The organism is Nocardia sp. NPDC003726, from assembly GCF_053586955.1.
Map to the genome: position 1 here is coordinate 63,318 of NZ_JBSFNF010000001.1, position 18,635 is coordinate 81,952.

Sequence of the window (18,635 nt, forward strand, 5' to 3'; positions counted from 1 at the left end):
CGATGGGGACACGCAGAGCGGTGCTGCAAGCGGGTATGGTTCTCCCGCTGGCCGCCGCGTGCGCGCCGGAGCTGTTGCTGGGCAGTTCGGACGCGGTGCGCGTCGGTGTGTCCTGGAGCGGGCAGGAACTCGCGGCCTTCCACGCCGTTCTGGACGGGCTCGACCTCGAGTTCGAGGTCGAGGTGATCCCGCTGGGCGACAACACCGACACCGCGTTCACCGCAGGTGGCCGGTCCGCGCCGGACGTGGTGTTGCTTCCGCAGGCCGGGCGGGTGCGGGAACTCGCCGAAGCGGGCAAGCTGCGGCCCGTCGACGAGACGGTGTGGGCCGACGAATCCGGCAGCCGCTACGCCCAACCCTGGCAGCTGTTGCTGCGCCACGAGAGTCGGCTCTACGGTGTGCCGTTCAAGGCGGCGGACAAATCGCTGGTCTGGTTCGACCGGCAGCAGTTCGCCGCCCACGGCTTGGGCGAACCGGCGGCATGGACGCTCGGTGGCTGGGTCGACCGGATGGAGGTGCTCGCGCAGACGCCGATCCGCCTGCTGGCGCTGGCCGCGGCCGACGGCTGGGTGCTCACCGACTTCTTCGAGAACGTGCTGCTCGCCGAATCACCGCGCATCTACGACGATCTGGCCTCCAAGGACAAGCCGGAGTGGGACAACCCGGCGGTGCGGGCCGCCTTCGGGCATCTGGGCGTGCTGTGGGGGCAGCGTCACGCGTTTCCCGGCGGGGTCGGCGTCGCGTTGACCAGGCAGTTCTCCGACGCCGTCCGGGAGGTGTTCCAGCATCGCCGTGCCGCGGCGGTCGTCGCGCCCGACTTCGCCGAACCGATCGTGCGCAGCGCCGTCCGCGCGTCCGGGCGAGCGATCGCCGACGCTGTCGGGGTGGTGGCCTTCCCGCCGGTGAACGCCGCGTCGCTGCCGCCGAAGATCGTCGGCGGCGACGTGATCGTGGTGACCAAACAGGCGAACCCGCGCGCCGAGGACCTGGTCGAGAAACTGGCCGGCGCCCGCGCCCCTCTGCCGTGGATCGAGCGCTACGGCGGTTTCCTCGCCCCGAACCTGCGCACCGAGGCGGACTACTCGCCGTTGCTGGCGCCCTCGGCGCGGGAGCTGGCCGCCCGCAGCACCTTCGATCTGTCCGACCGGATCGGGCCGGTGGGCGGCCGGGAAGGATTGTGGCGGGTGCTGACGGAATTCCTCATCGCGATCGGCGACGGCGCGCAAGCGGGAACGACCGCGGCCACCGACCGCGCGATCGCCGCGCTGGACGACGCGGACCGGCGGCGCCGATGACGCGGCAGGATTTCGACGTCAACGGTCTGCGCATCGAGTTGGCCACCCGCCGCATGCGCGGGCCGCTGGTCGCCGGCGGCAGGCCACGACGCTGGCTGGGCCGGCTGGCGGGACTGCCTGCGACTCTGCTGACGGTGGCGCTGCTGGTGCTACCGGCCGGGTGGACCGTGCTGATCGCCGCCAGGGCCAGCCCGTTGTCGGTGCTCGGCTGCGCGGTCGCCGCGACCGGTGCATTGCTGCCCGCCGCGCTGCGCAGGCGGCTGGGTGTGCCGTGGATCCGGATCCTGGTGTGGCCTGCGTCGATCGGCGCCACGATCGGCGGGCTGTCGCTGCTGGCAGGCACCATGAGCGCCGACGGGCGCGGTGCGTACCTGCGCACGCTGCTGTGGGTGGCGTTCGGGATCGGGCTGCTGCTGGTGGCGCTGACGATCGCCTGGTGGGGGCGGGCGGCGCGCTGGCTGTGGCTGCCGCTGATCGTGCCGTTCGGGGTGTCGGCGTTCGTGTCAGGGGTGGCGTTCCGGGTGATCTTCGGCAACGGCGCGCGATGGCTGGACATCGAGGACGTCACGCTCTACCGATGGTGGCTGGCGGCGATGCTGGGGTCGGCGTTCCTGTGGACCTGGCTGGGTTTCCTCACGGCGCTGTTCCGCGCGGGAATCCATGCGATCGAAGCCGATCCGGCGCGCGCCGGGTACCTGTATCGCGACGACGGCAGGCCGCTGGCGATCCGGCTGTACGAGTTGCTGCGGCCGGTGCTGTTGATCGCCGGACTGGCCGTCGGCGTCGCGGCGGCGCGGGTGTTCGATGTGGTGTTGATCGGAGTGCCGGGCGCCCTCGAGTACCAGGTCGACAGCGCGACCGTGCACTGGTGGCGGCTGGCGGGCGACGCCGAACCCGGCGTCGCGGCCGCCTACGCGCTGCCGTTGGCGGTACTGGTCGGCGCGGTCGCCTGGCTGCTGCAAGTCGACGTACGCCGCCACCGCGCGAGTTGGTCCGCGGTTCGGGTGTTCTCGGTGGCGGGACGACGGCGCATCGGTCCGGTGCGGGCGGCGGGCATCGTGCTGGTCTCGGTGCTGGTGCTGTACCCGATCGGCGTGCTGGCCTACACCGGATTGCGCGGGCACGACGGCTTCGGCTTCTCGGCGCTCGCGCTGGTGTGGGGCGACGACGGACTGTGGCGTTCGCTGCAGACCACCGCCTGGGTCGCGGGGATCGTCACCGTGGTCGTGGTGACCGCCGCCGCTCCCGTGGCCTACCGGTTGGCCGCGCTGCGGCCCAACGGCACCGCCGCCCGGCTGGCCGTCGCCGCGCTGGTGGTGCTCGCGGTGATCCCGGCGCAGACCTACCTCGGACCGATCGACGGTCTCATCGACGCCTATGAGCTGTCGGGCACCAGGATTCCCCTGATCCTGGTGCACGCGGCCGCCGGACTGCCGATCGCCATCCTCGTGCTGCGCGGCGCGATGCTCGCCCCGCCGGGCAGCGCCGCCGCGGACGCCCTGCACGGTCTGGCCAGTCCTGGCACCATCGCCCAGCGCGTGCTGGCCTCCTCCGGGCCCGCGCTGGGTGCGGTGGCGGTGCTCGAATTCGTCCAGGTGTGGAACGACTTCTTCCTCGGCCTGGTGGTCAGCGGAGCGGGAGCGAGCCCGTGGTCGCTGCTGCTGTGGGGCGAAGCCAGGCAGTTCGGCGAGAACAGCGCGCAACTGGCCGCGGGATCGCTGCTGTCGGCCGTGTTGCCGGTGGCGCTGCTGCTGGTGACCTGGCGGCGCTGGGTGGTGCCGGGCCTCACCGGCGGAGTGCTGCGATGACCAGGGCCGGTGGCCGCGAGAGAGGACTCGGGTGAGCACATCGACCGACCACACCGAACCGGTGGGGCAGACCGCCACACCCAGATCCTCGATCTGGATCGGGTTCCTGGGCACCGCGTCGCTGGTCGCCTACACGGTGCTGTTCGAGTTGGTGCGCACCCTGGTGGTGAACTCGTTCGGCGAGAACGCCGTCGTGCAGTTCTTCAACGGGCCGCTGCGCTGGTTGTCGGTGCTGTTCATCGCCGCGGCGGCGACCTACGCGCTGTACCGGTTCGCGCGCGGGTACCGCACCAAGGTGCGCACCGCCCGCGAAATGGACCTCATCGCCGGACTCATCGAGCCGGGCCCCGCGCTCGCCGACCGCGGACCGCGGCAAGCCGCGCCGCCACCGCGGCCGGTCGCGGAGCTGAACGGGCATCTGATCGCCGCCGTGCTGCGCGACCTGCCGGTGCACGACTACGAAACCGTCGCGCTGCTGGCGGTGCTCAACGCCATCCGGGACACGCCGGGCCGGTTGCCGCTGGCACGGGAACCCTCGGCGCGCACCGCGGCGAAGCTGCTGGAAGGCCTGCTGCGCCGCGGGATTGTCGCCCAGGACGGCGCCCAGCGGTGGAGCGTGCGGCAGGTGCCGAGGCTGCCGGATCGAGCGACGGTGACAGACGGACCGCAGTGGGCGGCGGCGCTGACCGCGCTGTTGCACCATTACGCCGACCGTGCGCGCCGCTGGGCCATCGCGCTGGAGTCACGGCGCTTCGCCGTGGGCGCTCGCCGGTGGTTCGAAAGCGAGGAACCGTACCTGCGCGCTCTGGTGGCCGCGTGCGCGAATCCCGGCGTGGATTTTCCCCCGGCGGCGGTCGCATACCTGATTCGCCTCGGCAACGCCCTGGACGTGTGGTACGCGCGTATCGGGCTGGGGGAGAACGAGCGCGGTGTGGCCGACGACCTGTGCTCCCTTCCGGGAATCGACGAACTGAACCGGGATCTTGTGCGGCTGCGAGCAGGACGGCTGACCGAACGGCCACGCGGCTACCGGCCACGGCGGTTGTCGACGAGTCTGGCCGCCCGCTGGGAGCATCAGGCGGCGCTGCGGAAACTGGACGCCGCGTCGCCGCCGCTGGAGGAGGTGGCCGACCAGCTGGAGGCCGCGTGGTGGCTGCTGCCGCGTGACGACGTCGCCGGTGAGGTGTGCGCCCTGATCAACCTCGCCGTCGTGCACATCCGGCAAGGACGACCAGACGCCGCGCAGGACCGTCTCGAACTCGCCGAATCCCTCACCCGCACCGGCCTCGATCCCGACGGACGCGCGCAGACCCACGAGACCATGGGCACGATGTGGTGGGCTCGCGGCGAACCCCGCCGAGCCCTGCGCTGCTGGCAACTCGCCCTCACCGCCTACCGAGCCATCGACGACGACCTCGGCATCGGCCGCTGCCTGCAGCACCTCGGCTCCGCGATTGTCGCCGACCCAGGCCACGCCACGCTGCTGCTGCCCACCGACCCGCCCCTCACCCGCACCGAAGCCCTCCGCCAAGCCAGCGGATGGCTCGCAGAAGCCCGGCGCAGGCATCCAACGGCTCGCCATGCCGGACACTACGCGGCGCGAGCGCGTACGGACCTCCGCGCCGATCGCGGCGTGCGTGATCTCCTCACGCCCCGCCGCCGCACCCCACTGACTCGCATAGATCAGTGGCCCGCGTCCGTCGAAGACCACGCCCACCGCCCGCAACCCACCCGCTGATACCCCGCCGCCCGCCCGCTCGAGTTCGCAACCGCGGCAGTGGAAGTACCGAACCCGACCGCGCAGCCCGCGCGTTGTCGCGAAGTTCGTTGTGCGACACTGCGACACCGTGCCGGAACTTCGCGTCGCGGTGATCGCCTCCCACGCCGGATCCGATCCGCGCGCGCTGCACCGCGCTTCCCTCCTCGCGGACGCACGCTTCCGCATCGTGCTCGTCATCAGCAACAACAGCGACTCCGGGGCGCTGCGCTACGCCCGCGACAACGCGATTCCCGCCCGGCACCTGGCCGGGCGCACCCACCACGACCCGGATGAAGCCATCCGCGCCGCAGTCGTCGAACACTCCACCATGTGCACCGAGCCGTCCTCGACGCCGGAGATCCCGTCAGCGGCGCATCCGTCCACTTCGTCTCCGGCGATTGCGACACGGGGCAGGTCATGGGCCAGGTCGAGGTACCGGTCCGGCCGGGTGACACCCCACCGTTGCCGTACACACCGAGTACGGGGCTCTTGTGCTGGGCCGGGCGCGAATTCGGGTGTTCCGGCAAGGCAGGCCGCTGAGTGGCGCCGATGACCGTGCGATCCACCCTCGTTCTGGTCCGTCATGCCGAGCCCTTCATCCCTCGCGCCGGTGGGCCGGGTGACTACGAGCGGTCCCTGACCGCAGCGGGCGGACAGCAAGCCGAGCGGCTGGTCACCGAACTGGCCGCCCTGCAGCCCGCGGCGATCTTCTCCAGCCCGTTCCTGCGCGCCGTGCAAACGGTCCTACCGCTCGCACGCCGCACCGGCCTGCGCATCGAAACCCACCCCGACCTGCGCGAGTGGCAGTCCGGGATCGGCCCGAGACCCGACTATGCGCGCTACTACCGCGAGAGCTGGGCCGCCCCCTCGCTCGCCAGGCCCGGCGGTGAGAGTCTGCGGCAGGTGTCCGACCGAGCCGCGGCGATCCTGACGACGCTGGCGCACCGGCACCGCGGCCGGACCGTCGTCATCGGCAGCCACGGGACGTTCGTCTCCCGGGCTCTGGTCGCGTTCGGCCGCAGCGAGGTCGACTGGGCATTCAGCCACGCGATGCCGATGCCCGCGGTCTACCGGCTGGATGTCGAGGGCGACCGCGTCCAGGCCACGGGTCCCGGGTTGCGAACGTGAGTTGTTGCGGCGGGGTCACTTCGAGTGGTGTCCACCTCGCGTTGGGCGGGCCCGGCCCTGAGGCACCGCCGTATCCGCGGTGCGTCTGATCCTATGAAGGAACCTTCGCGTCATGCGGAGACTTGTCGGGGCGCAGGCCGCGCCAGCTGGGGTGGCGTAGACCCTCGGAGGTGACCTCGCGATACTCGATATCGCCGACGAGGACCGGCTCGACCCAGTGGGCGGAGGCGGCGAGCGCCCGCGGCGGCGGAACGTCGAAGGGCGTGTCAGGACGGGACAGCTCGTTGAGGCGAACTTGCAGCGAACGGCGGTCGTGCATGGTCCAGCCGGTGCCGACATTGCCCACGTGCACCAGCTGGTCTTCGTCGTCGTAGGCGCCGAGCGCCAGCGAGCCGAAGGTCGCCGAGAAACGGCCCGTACCGGGCAGCCAGCCCGCGACGACGACCTCGGTCGTCTTGCGCAGCGGCGTCTTGATCCACAACGGAGAGCGACGCCCGGGGTAGTAGGCCGAATCGAGCCGCTTGGCGACGATGCCCTCCAGGCCGTGTTCGCCGGCGATGCGCAGCAGCGTGTCGGCGTCGATGTCGCGGTAGAACGGCGGCGTCCGCACGAGCGGCCGGTCCAGCGCCAGTTCGGCCAAACGCTCCCTGCGCTCGGTGTAGGGCAGAGTCATGATGGATGCGCCGCCGACCGCCAGCAGATCGAACGCGAGATACTGCGCCGGGAATCCGCGCAGCAATTCCGCGCTGGGCGCGACCACATGCATCCGCCGCTGCAGGCGACCGAACGACGGCGCCCCCGTCTTCGGGTCCGGTGCCACGATCTCCCCGTCCAGAATCAGCTCACCGGCCTCGGCCAGTTCCGCCAGGACCGCCGTGAGTTCGGGAAACGAACCGCTGAGATCCCGATTGTTGCGACTGTAGAACCGGCATTCCCCCGGCCGGCAAAGCGCGATGGCGCGGATGCCGTCCCATTTCATCTCCAACGCCCACCGGCCACGCTCCCGCGGTGGCCGTCCGGAGACGGCCAGCATCGGCGCCGGCGCTGACAGCACACGATCAGCATATCCTCAGCTTCTCGGCGCTCCCCCATTACGCACGAGCTTGAGCAGGCTCTATTCCATACCGGCGTGAAGATTGGTCGCTCATAAATCAGCACTGGCAATTCTTCAGCTGACTCGGATCTGGCTGCCGTCCCTGGTGGTCGACGGGTCGACCAACGGGCGGTGACCCCGTCGAACGTAGTGAAATGGCGATCACGTGCGTTCGAGGGGTCGCCCACGATGCTGAGCTACTCGGCGTGGCGGCTGGTGAAGTCGAAGGATCCGCCGTCGATACCCCAGGAGATGACCCGTTCGGGGTGGATCCGGATGACCGCGCGTTCTTGAGAAGGGAACGGCGGCTCCTGATCCTCGAGCGCCTCGGCCGTGCCGCGCACCTCGATACCGCGAATCACATACGGCTCCAGTGAGACCTGCTCGTCGACCACGAACGACACCCGGCTACCGGCCCGGACATTGCGGTACTTACGGCTGTTGCGCATGCCCATACCGCCGATGTCGATACTGCCGTCGGCGTTGACCCGATAACCGGTCGGGTTGTTCTGCACCACCCCATCGGGCGACACCGTGGCCAACCGACCGATTCCCGCCTCGGCGAGAAACTTCCGCTCATTGATGGTGAAAATCATGTCGACAACTCCTTCGTGAATTCGATATCAGATAAGCCCCGGCGATGAGCCGGAAGTCCTCGAGCGCGGCGAGCGCAAGCCCTCGCCTGCCGCTCGTCTTGTGCCGGCGGTTCAGCCGGACCGCGACACCGCGCAGGACGGCACACCCCCGCGCTGCGTGATCAGAACAGGATCAACGCGGCGCACAGTCCGGCAATGGCAACGAACTGCAGAGCAACCCGGTATTTCAGAATGCTGTCCCACTTGTCCTGCAGCGCACGGGCATCCGCCGGGATGATGCCGCTGCGCGCCGCGGCGGTCTGCCGGGAATTGATCGGCTTGGCGACACGGACATAGAAAACAAGCCAAGCCGCCAGCGCCACCACCGTGACCCCCGCCGACACAGCCGCCCCCATCCGCCCGGCCCCCAACGCGATCAGCACCGTCAGCACCGCGGTCACCACACCGACCACACCGACCACCGGCATCCGCCTGTCACCGTAGTAGTGACCCCACCCCGCGCTGATGGTCACTGTCGCGTCATCCAGCCTGCGATACACCGACCGGGTGATCAACGCCACCGAGACATCGGTGCCATAGACGATGGCATTGGACACAACGGCCACGGCGGCCATGATCTGGCCGGCGACAATCAGCATTTCCGTTTCCTTCCGCACATCTAGCATCGCTAGAACCTGGAGCAACGGTAACACTGGGGCGCTAGCTTGTCTAGCTTTGCTAGATCAAGTCGCACCCGCAGGGTCCGGCCCGAATCACGCAAACTGTTAGCGAACTCATCGTCGGCTGCGCTGGAGTGGCCATGCTCGATCGGCCGTGCCGGCCAAAGCCGTTGTCGAGGATCGGGTGTCGCTGATCGACAACGCGCGGCACAAGATGAAACGTGTCCAGCAAAGGAGCGAATGTGAATGGCGGCTGCCTGTGCGGCAATATCCGGTTCTCCGCGACCGGCGACCCGGATTTCCCTCACCTGTGCTCGTGCGAGCACTGCCAACGGCTTTCAGGCGCTCCGGTGATGTCGTGGGTGTCCTTCCCCGCGCAAGGATTCACCTGGACCGGTCCGGGCGGGGAGCCGACCTGGTACGAAACGTTCCCGCAAATCTGCCGCGGGTTCTGTCCGAAGTGCGGTTCCTCGGTCGCGTCCAAGGGTGACGAAGCCGGCTCGGTGGGGGTCACGATCACGGCGTTGGACGATCATGCCGACCTGGTCCCGGTCAAGCAGAGTTTCGCCCACAACGCAGTTCCGTGGATGCCTCCGCTGCGATGAGGCGCGTTGGCCGGAGCACCGCCGCCGACGCACTGGTCTGCCGCGGTGCGCGCACTACGGTGCCCGGAAGCCGCCGATCTTCTGTTCGAGCAGTTCGGCCAGCCGCAGCGGGGTTCGGTCCTCGAACATCGGACCGATGAGCTGCACGCCCACCGGCAGGCCATCGGGGCAGCGGCCCGCCGGTATGGCGGTGGCGGGCAAGCCGGGCATGGTGGCCACACCGGCCCAGACGAGCTGGTCGAAGTACGGGTAAGCGACACCGTCGATGTCGATCCGGCGTGCCAGTGGATCAGGGTGGTGGTCGTGCGGGAACGCGGGAGTCGGCGTGATCGGACACATCACGGCATCGAACTCGGCGAACAGTTGCCGCCAGCCGTGGCGGTGTAGCTCGCGACGATTGTTCACCGCCAGCCAGTCGCGGTGATCGAACACCATCGCGCGCAGCCGGGCCGCGTCCAAACTCTGATCGTTCGCGCTCAGTTCGGCTGCGCGGCTGCGCAGTTGCTCGTACTCGTCGACGGGGAAGTATGCCACGGAGCCCGAAAACAGCAGCTGCATGTAGAGCGCCGCGGCTTCGGTCATATCGGGTAGCAGTGGACTGTGTCGTTCGACGCGGGCGCCGCCGTCGGTGAGCGCGTCGGCCACCCGGTTCACCCCCGCCCGCACCGCGGATCCGGTCGGGATGAGCGGATGCTCCTCGAGGACCAGAACCCGGAAGTCGCAGAGCCGTTCGTGACGAGCCGGCGGCAGAGCCAGATCGAACGCCACGCCGCGTGTCAGGGGGTCCGGTCCGGCCATGACGTCGAGCAGCAGCGTGAGGTCGCGGGCGGTGCGCGCCATCGGACCGACGACGGCCATGTCGAGATCGACCGGCAAGGCCGGCGCGGACGGCGGGACCATCCCGCGCGGCGCCGCCAGCCCGAGTGTCGGCTTGTGCGCGTAGACCCCGCAGAAATGCGCGGGGGTGCGCAGCGAACCGGCCAGGTCGGAGCCGATGGACAGCGCGCCGAATCCAGACGCCAGCGCCGCCGCCGACCCGCCGGAGGAACCACCCGACGTGCGACCGTGATCCCACGGGTTGTTGGTGGTGCCGTAGATCTCGTTGAAGCTCTGTATATCCTGCAGACCGAGCGGCACATTGGTCTTACCGAGCACAACGGCGCCCGCCGCCTCGAGCCGCGACACCTGTAGCGCGTCCTCGGCCGGCAGATAGTTCCGGTGCTCCGGCATGCCCCAGGTCGTGGGCAGCCCGGTGATGTTGTAGCACTCTTTGACCGTCACCGGTATGCCGAGCAGTGGTCGGTCCTCGCCGCGGGCGCGCGCTTGGTCGGCACGGTGCGCGGCGGCCCGCGCACGGTCGAAGGTCCGCACGCAGATCGCGTTGATCGACTTGTCTTCCCGCTCGATACGGGTGATCGCTTCGCCGGTCAATTCCACCGAGGTCACCTCACCGGCACGCAATGCGGCCGCGAGCTCTTCGGCCGACCGAAAATTCCACTCCATGAATCGGACGGTATCGGCCTGCCGTGACGGACATAAAATGCCGGTTCGCGCAAACGGGAAACTCCGACGGGTGACCTCCGGTGCGAATCAACCCACTCGTTCTCTCCTGTCCCAGGTCATGCTGTCGGCACAACCAGAGCGATTGGCACAGGCCATGAAACGCAGTTTCGATCAACGGGATACATGTCACCATGGCTGCCGTGTTCCCGATCCGACCGCAGAGGGTTCTACCGGCCGGTCAGGGCGGTTTGCGGCGAGATGGGCTACCGGGAAATGCATTGAGATGTGCCTGCGAGGCAGGCGTGCCCCGGGCGCGCCCGAATGTGCGATTCATCTCCGGAAATCGGTGAAGTAGCGGTATCGCATCCTTGCTCGAATTGTCGTTCGAAAGGCATTCGTGATGGGGAGCTTCGCCGGGCTGTGGTTACTTGTAGAACGAGGACAGCCATCACTCTCGGCCTGCGTCGCAGCTTTCATTGGAAGTGCTCAGCTTTGTAGACAACGCAAATCCAGTTCTGGGGCTCACAGTCCGAGTTTGGTGACCGCGTTGTCTTCCAACGGGTTGGCGGTGCGGATGTAGCCGTGGACGGTGCGCGGGTTGCTCCAGCGGCCCTGACGCATGATCTCGCGGTCGCTGGCGCCGCCGAGCGCGGCCTGGGTGGCGAATCCGGCGCGTAGCGAATGACCGGAGAACAGGTCGGGGTCGAGCCCGGCGCGGGCGGCATAACGCTTGACCAGTTCGGCGATCGCCCGGCCGGACATCGCGCGGTCGCCGATTCCGCCGTGCCGATTGACGGTCGGGAAAAGCGGCAGGTCCGCGTCGGTGAGCGTGGTGCCGGTGAAGCCGTGGCAACGGTGGATGTCGGCCGATTTCGCGGGAAGCTCGGCCAGCCAGGCCCGGACACCGGAGGTTCCTGCGCTGGCATAAGTTTCCCGCAGGCGTAGCCAGTCGGCGAAGGCGCAGACCGGGCAGGTCGCGGGGCGGCGGCCGCGGGGCAGAGCCACGCGCTGTTCGGCCGCGCCGGTGGGGTCGGTCTTCGTCATGGGCAACCGGATCAGCAGGATCGGTTCGCCGGTCGTGTGGTCGACGCCCACCTCGACGTCCCCGATGCGTAAACCGGCCAGTTCACTGCGACGCAGGGCGCCCGCGAAACCGATGAGCAGTGCCAGCGCATCCCGGCGGCGGGCTGGTTCGGTGGGCCAGCCCGGTGCGGGCAACTCGCCCAGTAGTTGATCGAGGGTGTGCAGCAGGACCGGGCGTTTGCGGCGGGGTTGTGCCCGCCGGGTGCGGCGGATGCCGCGCAGGGTCAGGCGCACCACATCGGATCGAGTGGGGGACGGCAGACCGTTGGCCGCGTGCACCGCGGCGATGGCGGCCGACTTGCGTTCCAACGTCGCGGGACTGAACGCCCATGCGCCGCCTTCGCGGCGCGCGTCGGCGGCCGCGGCGAGATAGACGGCGACGTCCAGCGCGTCGGCGGGCAATGCCTGACGGCCTTCGGCGGCGCACCATGCCGACCACGCCACCCAATCGGACCGATAGGCGCGCAGCGTGTTCGCCGATTGCGACGCTTCGAGATACCGGCGCAGCGAACCGGCTTGACCGTCGTCGAAACGGTCACGCACCAGCCGCAGTGCCGCCGCGTCGACCAGCACGCTGCCCACCCCGCGGCGCAGCTCGGTGCGCACCGACTCCGGAACCGCGACCACGCCGGATCGATCGTCCATGACTCGGGCTCCCGCGTTTCGGTGACGGAACTGTTCAGCGCCACGGCCTTCGGCGCAGGCAGTCAGCCTACTTCACCGAGACGGCATCCTCGCGGGGTCTGTCGGGTGGCGGACCGGCCCCGCACGGATGCCCGTCGGCCACCAGTCATGGAGCGTCACAGTGACGGTGCGCAAGGCAGTCGGGGAGATGGGCCAACTCGCAGTCAGTGACGAACTCTTCGCGTCTGCTCTTCGGCCACCTCCGTTCGGCGACTTCCTCCGGCTGCCGTCGAACCGTGCCTCGTCCTCGAGACGCTCATGGGTCTAGGGCCCAGTAGTCAGCGAGGGGGTGCCCAGTTTTCCATTAGTTGCGTAGCAGTTTCGTTTCGTCACTAATGACGAAACGAAACTAAACGCACACACCACAGGGTGTTGGAGCCCGCACATCTGACCGTCGATAAGGTTCACTTATCGGCGGTCAGGAGTAGGAGGTTGTATCTAGCGGCCGTGGGGCGGAATGGAGGTTATTTCGTCTGGATACATCGCAGGCCAACGAAACAAACGCTACGGTTCTCTCGTTTCGAAGGGGAGTGCAACCCTGTCGGCTACGGCCGGTCTCCGAGAACCGAGGGTCAACGGTTCGCCGCTCGGGGCACCCGGACCCGCGGAAGAAAAGAGGGTTGCCCCGTCCCGAAACCTTGACGCGGTCGAGATCGCCTCTCCGGGTCCAGGACATTCGGCGCAGTGCCTGGTAGTTCGTCGTGATGGGCGGTGGGGCGGAAGCATTGCCCGCCCGGCGCGCTGACCCCTCGCTCAGCGGTCACCCCTCCGGAACGGATCGAACGCTACGATCTGGCCGTGTCGAAGGTGTGCAACTATCCGGGCTGTTCCCGTCCGATCACGAGCGGGGCGGGTCCCGGTCGTCCCTCGGAGTACTGTGACCGGCCCGATCACACGCGCTGGCGTGCGTGGCGCGAGCGGCAACGGCAACAACAGGAATCAGAGGCCGCGACCGCTGCCGTCACTGTGACGCAACCGGGCCCGGTGACGGCCGCGCGATTGCGGGCCGATGAACTGCTCACCCAGTTCCGGGGACTCGCCGAGCAGTTGAACACCACACTGAACGCGGCGGTCGCGGAGTTGTCCACACTGGCCGATCCGGCGGTCGCGGAAGCCCAAGTGCAGGCGGTACAGGTGGACGCGGCCCGGCGGATCGCCGAGGCGGAGGGCGCGGCGGTGGCGGCCGAGCAGGCGCGGCGGGAAGCGCAGGAGGCACGGGCACTCGCCGAGTCCGCCGCCGACGACGCGGCCGGCGCCGCCGAACAGGCCGAAGCGCAGATCGCCGAGGCGAATTCCGCGCGCGACGACGCGCTGCGGGAGGTCGAACGCGTCACCAAGCAGGCGGCCGACGACGTGTTCGCCGCCCGCAGCGCCGCGGAATCCGAAGTCCGCGCGGTGCGCCGCGAGACCGCCGAGCAGATCGAACGCATCGAACAGCAAGCAGCCGAACAGGTCGAGCGGGCCGAGCGCCGCGCGGACACCGATATCGCGCACGCTCGGCGTGAGGCCGAAGCACTGGTCGCGGCCGCGCATTCCGAGCGCGATCTCGCCGTGCAACGCGCGGCGGACGCCGAACGTGCGGCCGAACGAGCGGAGCGCGCCGCCGCGGAGCGCGCCGAAGCCGCCGACGAAGCGCGTGCCGAATGGCGCCGAGTACGTGCCGAACTCGACACCACCCGCGCCGAACTCGCCGAGGCCCGTCGCGCCGCGGCAGCGGAACTGGCCTCCGTCCGTGCCGAAGCCGCCGCGGCTGTCGAGAAAGCGCGCGCGGAAGCGGATTCGCGACTGGAAGCGCTCGATGAAGCTCGCCTGCAGACCCTCGCACGCGCCGAACGCGCCGAAGCCCAGCTCGACGCCCTTCTCGCCGAACCTCGCAAATCACCCGCTATCCAGGAGCCCGGTCGGCGCGACGACATCTAGAGAGGCAACTGCTGGCCTCCTGGCTGCCCGGCCGCGCCTGGTATCGCGGTGGGAAGGTACCGGATCCGCAGAAGGCCGGTGGTTTCCGGCTCGACGACCCGGACGGGGAAGTCGGGATCGAATTCATGGTGGTCACCGAGCACTCCGGCACGCAGCCGCACACCTACCACGTGCCGCTGACCTACCGTGGCTCGCCGCTACCCGACGCCGCCGAAGCACTCGTGGGCACTTCCGAACACGGTGTGCTCGGCACCCGATGGGTATACGACGCCACCCGGGACCCGGTGGCGATGGCCCAGATCGTCGCATTGCTCACCGGACACGCGCGGCCCCAAGCCCAGAGCGCAAGCGACACACCGGACCCCTCGGTCACGGTGCATAGCACGGACACGCTGTCTGCCGCAGTAGGATTCGGTCCGGTGCGAGACGGGTCGTCCTCCACCGACATCACGGTGGGCAGTCGGATCATACGCATTCATCGCCTTCTGCAAGCGCCGATCTCGCCCGCGGAGCCGGCGGTAGCCGGCCGCGTCAGCGCGCCGTGGCGGCTGGGCGCCGACGTCATCGGCAAGGGTGTATTGATCAGCGTGGCTGCATAATTCGGGAGCGGCGGCGGCGCCACGCGCACGACGATGACTGTGATCGGGCAAACCAATCGCTAACGGCGCCTCTGGTCATATCATGTAGCTATGCCCGAAACCGAGGTCGAAGGGCGTACGGAACCACTGGCCGGCGCAGCCCGGCAGACGGTACTGGTGGCCGGTGCCTGCTCGATGATCATGGGTGTGGCCTTAGCGGTGTGGCCGCACAAGTCGCTGCCGACAGCGGAACTGCTGTCCGGCGGCTACCTGCTGCTCAACGGCGTCCTACAACTGGTGGTGGCGTTCGGCGCGCGCTTCGTGACCCCGTTGCGAGTGCTGGTGCTGGTCAGCGGGGCGCTGTCGGCGCTACTGGCGGTGCTGTGCTTCGCGGGCGGGAATTCGGCTCCGCTGCTGTCGTTCTGGATCGGGTTGGCGTGGGCGATCCGAGGGATCTGTCACGCCACCGTGGCGGTCTGGGTCGACGACCTGGCCGGGCGCGGACGGCAGGAGCTGTTCGGACTGGTCACGCTGGCACTCGGTGTGCTGGTGGGTTCGGTGCCGTTCGAGTCACCCGACACGCTCGGTTGGGTGGCCGGCTCGTGCCTGATCGCGATAGGAACGCTGGAAGCCCTGTTCGCCGTGGGCTCCCGGCGCGACGCGGTCGCGCTGCCGGGCATGGTGGCGACCCTGCGCCTGGATGGCTGAGCGCGACGACGCATCCGGTGGCGAGCCGGATGGCATCCCGGTTGACTGGGCGCCATGGCATCCCAGCAATCCGAACTCCGGTCGCCGGCCGAACTCGTCGTGGTCACCCACGGCACCGGCACCGCGATCACGCCGATCGCGCTGAGCGACAGTCGCAGCGCGCAAGCACGTCTGACGGAACTGCTTCCGGCCGGGGGCGAACTCGTGCGCATCTTCGGGCCGGCCAACCGTTTGGAGCGCAGGCTCACCGCCACCCCATATCGGGAGACCGGAGCGGAATACCTGCGCTACTTCTACGTCCGCGGTGTCACCGGCCGACTCGACGAGCTGGCCGCGCGGTTGCGTACCGCCGAGGACGTGGCGGCGGCATATGTGAAACCGCCCGCGGAACCGCCGATCGCGCCGGAGGGCGCGCGAGCGATCACAGGCCGCTCCGCCGCCGAGGCGCCGCCGGTCACGCCGGATTTCACGGTGCGGCAGGGATATCTGGATGCCGCTCCGCAGGGGATCGACGCCCGGTGGGCCTGGACGGTCCGCGGAGGCCGCGGGACCGGCGTGCGAGTGGTGGATGTCGAGGGCGCATGGCGGTTCACCCACGAGGATTTGCAGGTCAACCAAGGCGGGGTGATCGGGGGCAGCCCCTCGCCGCAACAGGGTTGGCGCGACCACGGCACGGCGGTCGCCGGGGTGATCAGCGGCGACGTGAACGCCTACGGCATCACCGGCATCGTGCCCGAAGCCCACATCCGCGCGGTGTCGATCTTCGGGTCCGGATCGGCGAGCGCTATCCGCTCGGCGGCGGACGCGCTCGGGCCCGGCGATGTGATGTTGCTGGAACTGCACCGTCCCGGACCGCGTTTCGACTACGCCAACCGGCCCGATCAGCGCGGCTATATCGCGGTCGAATGGTGGCCCGATGACTTCGCGGCGATCCGGTACGCGGTCGGCAGAGGCATCGTCGTCGTGGAAGCGGGAGGCAACGGCGGCGAAGACCTCGACGCCGCGCTCTACGACGCCCGCCCCGCGGAGTTCCCGAGCATATGGCGCAATCCGTTCCGCGGTGGCGACGCCGACTCCGGGGCCATCATCGTCGGCGCCGGCGCACCCCCACCCGGCTTCCACGGCCGCGACAACGGTCCGGCCCGCTCACGCTTGCCGTTCTCCAATCACGGAGAGCGGATCGACGTGCAAGGCTGGGGCCTGGAGGTCACCACCACCGGATACGGTGACCTGCAAGGCGGTCCCGACGAGGACCTCTGGTACACCGACGTGTTCAGCGGAACTTCGAGCGCGTCCCCGATCGTGGTCGGCGCGGTCACGAGCTATCAGGGCATGAGCGCGGCCGCGGCCGGACGCAAGACTCCCGCGGAAGTGCGCGCCCGGCTACGGGAAACCGGCACGCCGCAAACCGATGCCCCGGACCGGCCCGCATCTCAGCGCATCGGCAACCTACCGGATCTGAAATCGATGATTCTGCCTCGGTAGGACGCCGAAGGCGGTCATACTCCGAACTCCGGGAATTCGGCATGACACCCGATTATCCGCCCGATTGCGATCAGTGGAATCTACTCATCGCATAGTTGCTTCAGGTGGAATCCACGCGAAGGAGTTCCAGCCGTCCGTGGCCGCAGTCGGAAATTCCGCGGACGTGAGGTGCTATCGGCCGTCTTATTGGGACGGGGCGGCGAGTGCGCACTTCTCCTCCTGCGCGGAAACGCTGTCGGGGAACCGACCTGAGTTGCCTGCTCCTGGCGCGCGGATCACTCCACGCGTGCCGCGAGCAGCAACTCCAGCAGCAGCTGGGCGAATTCGGCAGGCGCGTCGGTGAATCCGCTGTGTCCGCCGGGGAACTCGATGAGCGGGATACCGATCCGGCGGGCGAGCTCCTCGGCGGGACGGTGGGGGAGCTTGCCCTTGGTCTCGCGGCCCGCGCCGAGCACGAGGCGGTCGGCGACCGCCGCCAGCGCCGCGACGTCGGGCAGATGCGAGGTGATCGTGCGCAGTTCGTGCGCCATATTGCGCGGCGCGTTGGCGTGCAGGCGTTCGATCATCGCCGCGGCGCGCGGGGAGAGTCCGGCGGGATCGGGCATGCGCACGCCTCCACCGATCCCTTCGAGGAAGCGGGCGCCCGCAGCGGCGAGGCCCTCGGTGACGAACAGTTCGTACACCTCGTCGACGAACGCTTTGTGCTCGGCGGCATCGGGCAGCACTGCGAAAGACGGCGGCTCGTGCGCGATCACCAACCGCAACCGGTCCGGGTGCCGGGCGAGCAGGTCGAGTGCCACCACCGCGCCGCCGCTGCCGCCGAAGACGTAGGCATCCTCGCCCGCAGGGGTGAGATGTCGCAGGAGTGAGTGGGCGTCCTCGCTTTGCGCCTCGACCTCGATGTCGGCCGGTGGTCCAGGGTCGAGCACGCTGCGCGAGTATCCGCGCGGGTCGATGGTGACCACGGTGAAGTGCTGGGCGAGCGGGTCGAGGATGGGGTCGAACACCGCCGCGTCGCCTCCGCTGCCCGGCAGCAACAGCAGCACCGGCCCGGCGCCGCTCACCTCGTAGTACAGCGTGGCTCCCGGAACTGGCAGCGTGCCGGATCTCATGGTTTCTCCTCGTTGTCGGTCGGCCACTGCTCGAGGGCTACGTGCAGGGCATCGATGATGCGTTCCCAGGACTCGGCGGTGGAGCGCGCGTGCCCGAAGCCGCCGGTCGCCTCCAGAACGCTGTAACCGTGAAAGGTGCTGCGCAGCAACCGGACCGCGTCGGTAAGGTCGGGTTCGGCCAGACCGTAGGCGCGCAGTACGCCATAGGTCAGATCGATGGCGCGCAGGGCGCCGGTCGCGGTGCGCGCCCCTTCCGGATCGAACGGCAGCTGGGTCGCGGCGTAGCGGCCGGGGTAGCGCAGTGCGTAGTCCCGCCAGGCGTGGGCGTAGGCGGCGAGCGCGTCGCGTCCGGCGCGACCGGCCACGGCGGCCGCGATCAGTTCGGTCTTCTCCGTGGCCGCCAGAACGGATATCCGGGCCCGCAGGTCGCGCAGATTCTTCACGTGCGAGTACAGGCTCGCGTCCTGGACGCCGAACTTCTTGGCCACCGCCGACATGGTGACGTGCTCCAATCCGATCTCGTCGGCGAGATCGGCGGCGACTCGCGTGATCCGCTCCGCGGTCAGTCCCGCTCGGGCCATCATGCGCACACCTCCATAAACTCGGACTATTAGTTAGT

At 69.2% G+C, this 18,635-nt stretch carries 17 protein-coding genes; 10 read left to right on the top strand and 7 right to left on the bottom strand.

Going from position 1 to position 18,635, the window contains the following annotated elements; translation table 11 throughout:
* The first annotated feature begins 2 nt into the window (after positions 1-2).
* The 5 genes from ACWDMM_RS00315 (at position 3) to ACWDMM_RS00335 (ending at position 5,990) form a co-directional block, all read left to right on the top strand.
* The gene (locus ACWDMM_RS00315; RefSeq protein ID WP_449935240.1) at positions 3-1,295 is read left to right on the top strand and encodes an ABC transporter substrate-binding protein; all 1,293 of its coding nucleotides are present in this window, start codon (positions 3-5) and stop codon (positions 1,293-1,295) included.
* On the top strand, positions 1,292-3,103 hold the full coding sequence (locus ACWDMM_RS00320) for a hypothetical protein (RefSeq protein ID WP_357206160.1): 1,812 nt from the start codon (positions 1,292-1,294) through the stop codon (positions 3,101-3,103). Before ACWDMM_RS00315 ends, ACWDMM_RS00320 begins: the two co-directional genes overlap by 4 nt.
* A gap of 31 nt (positions 3,104-3,134) precedes the next feature.
* Positions 3,135-4,841, top strand: coding sequence for a hypothetical protein (locus ACWDMM_RS00325; protein ID WP_449935242.1), 1,707 nt, complete (start codon positions 3,135-3,137; stop codon positions 4,839-4,841).
* 351 nt (positions 4,842-5,192) lie between these two features.
* Positions 5,193-5,402, top strand: a complete 210-nt coding sequence (locus tag ACWDMM_RS00330) for a formyltransferase family protein (RefSeq protein ID WP_195081157.1) — start codon at positions 5,193-5,195, stop codon at positions 5,400-5,402.
* Between the two features lie 9 nt (positions 5,403-5,411).
* Entirely contained in the window at positions 5,412-5,990 is a 579-nt protein-coding gene (locus tag ACWDMM_RS00335) for a histidine phosphatase family protein (protein ID WP_323124275.1), read from the top strand.
* A gap of 91 nt (positions 5,991-6,081) precedes the next feature.
* On the opposite strand, the gene ligD is transcribed toward ACWDMM_RS00335, so the two are convergent.
* The 3 genes from ligD to ACWDMM_RS00350 form a co-directional block, all read right to left on the bottom strand.
* Positions 6,082-7,023, bottom strand: coding sequence for a non-homologous end-joining DNA ligase (ligD, locus tag ACWDMM_RS00340; protein ID WP_195081417.1), 942 nt, complete (start codon positions 7,021-7,023; stop codon positions 6,082-6,084).
* Between the two features lie 257 nt (positions 7,024-7,280).
* Positions 7,281-7,679, bottom strand: a complete 399-nt coding sequence (locus ACWDMM_RS00345) for a PPOX class F420-dependent oxidoreductase (RefSeq protein ID WP_195081158.1) — start codon at positions 7,677-7,679, stop codon at positions 7,281-7,283.
* Between the two features lie 161 nt (positions 7,680-7,840).
* Positions 7,841-8,317: a DUF1772 domain-containing protein gene (locus tag ACWDMM_RS00350; protein WP_195081159.1), complete on the bottom strand. Its 477-nt coding sequence runs from the start codon at positions 8,315-8,317 to the stop codon at positions 7,841-7,843.
* A 263-nt stretch (positions 8,318-8,580) separates the two neighbouring features.
* Here ACWDMM_RS00350 and ACWDMM_RS00355 point away from each other — a divergent pair, with 263 nt between their 5' ends.
* Positions 8,581-8,943, top strand: a complete 363-nt coding sequence (locus ACWDMM_RS00355) for a GFA family protein (RefSeq protein ID WP_357104931.1) — start codon at positions 8,581-8,583, stop codon at positions 8,941-8,943.
* 54 nt (positions 8,944-8,997) lie between these two features.
* Here ACWDMM_RS00355 and ACWDMM_RS00360 read toward each other — a convergent pair whose 3' ends face one another.
* Complete coding sequence (locus ACWDMM_RS00360; protein WP_449935246.1) at positions 8,998-10,446, bottom strand: amidase; 1,449 nt, start codon at positions 10,444-10,446, stop codon at positions 8,998-9,000.
* A 522-nt stretch (positions 10,447-10,968) separates the two neighbouring features.
* On the bottom strand, positions 10,969-12,174 hold the full coding sequence (locus ACWDMM_RS00365) for a site-specific integrase (RefSeq protein ID WP_195081162.1): 1,206 nt from the start codon (positions 12,172-12,174) through the stop codon (positions 10,969-10,971).
* A gap of 1,023 nt (positions 12,175-13,197) precedes the next feature.
* Here ACWDMM_RS00365 and ACWDMM_RS00370 point away from each other — a divergent pair.
* From ACWDMM_RS00370 to ACWDMM_RS00385, 4 genes are all read left to right on the top strand, one after another.
* The gene (locus ACWDMM_RS00370) at positions 13,198-14,133 is read left to right on the top strand and encodes a coiled-coil domain-containing protein (RefSeq protein ID WP_357206154.1); all 936 of its coding nucleotides are present in this window, start codon (positions 13,198-13,200) and stop codon (positions 14,131-14,133) included.
* A 23-nt stretch (positions 14,134-14,156) separates the two neighbouring features.
* On the top strand, positions 14,157-14,732 hold the full coding sequence (locus tag ACWDMM_RS00375; RefSeq protein WP_357419932.1) for a maltokinase N-terminal cap-like domain-containing protein: 576 nt from the start codon (positions 14,157-14,159) through the stop codon (positions 14,730-14,732).
* Between the two features lie 90 nt (positions 14,733-14,822).
* A complete protein-coding gene (locus tag ACWDMM_RS00380) occupies positions 14,823-15,419 on the top strand; it encodes an HdeD family acid-resistance protein (RefSeq protein ID WP_195081164.1) in 597 nt (198 codons plus the stop codon).
* Between the two features lie 54 nt (positions 15,420-15,473).
* Positions 15,474-16,904: a S8 family peptidase gene (locus ACWDMM_RS00385; RefSeq protein WP_449935251.1), complete on the top strand. Its 1,431-nt coding sequence runs from the start codon at positions 15,474-15,476 to the stop codon at positions 16,902-16,904.
* A 275-nt stretch (positions 16,905-17,179) separates the two neighbouring features.
* On the opposite strand, the gene ACWDMM_RS00390 is transcribed toward ACWDMM_RS00385, so the two are convergent.
* Positions 17,180-18,016: an alpha/beta fold hydrolase gene (locus ACWDMM_RS00390; RefSeq protein WP_357104943.1), complete on the bottom strand. Its 837-nt coding sequence runs from the start codon at positions 18,014-18,016 to the stop codon at positions 17,180-17,182.
* Positions 18,013-18,600: a TetR/AcrR family transcriptional regulator gene (locus tag ACWDMM_RS00395; protein ID WP_323124273.1), complete on the bottom strand. Its 588-nt coding sequence runs from the start codon at positions 18,598-18,600 to the stop codon at positions 18,013-18,015. Before ACWDMM_RS00395 ends, ACWDMM_RS00390 begins: the two co-directional genes overlap by 4 nt.
* Positions 18,601-18,635: the final 35 nt, after the last annotated feature.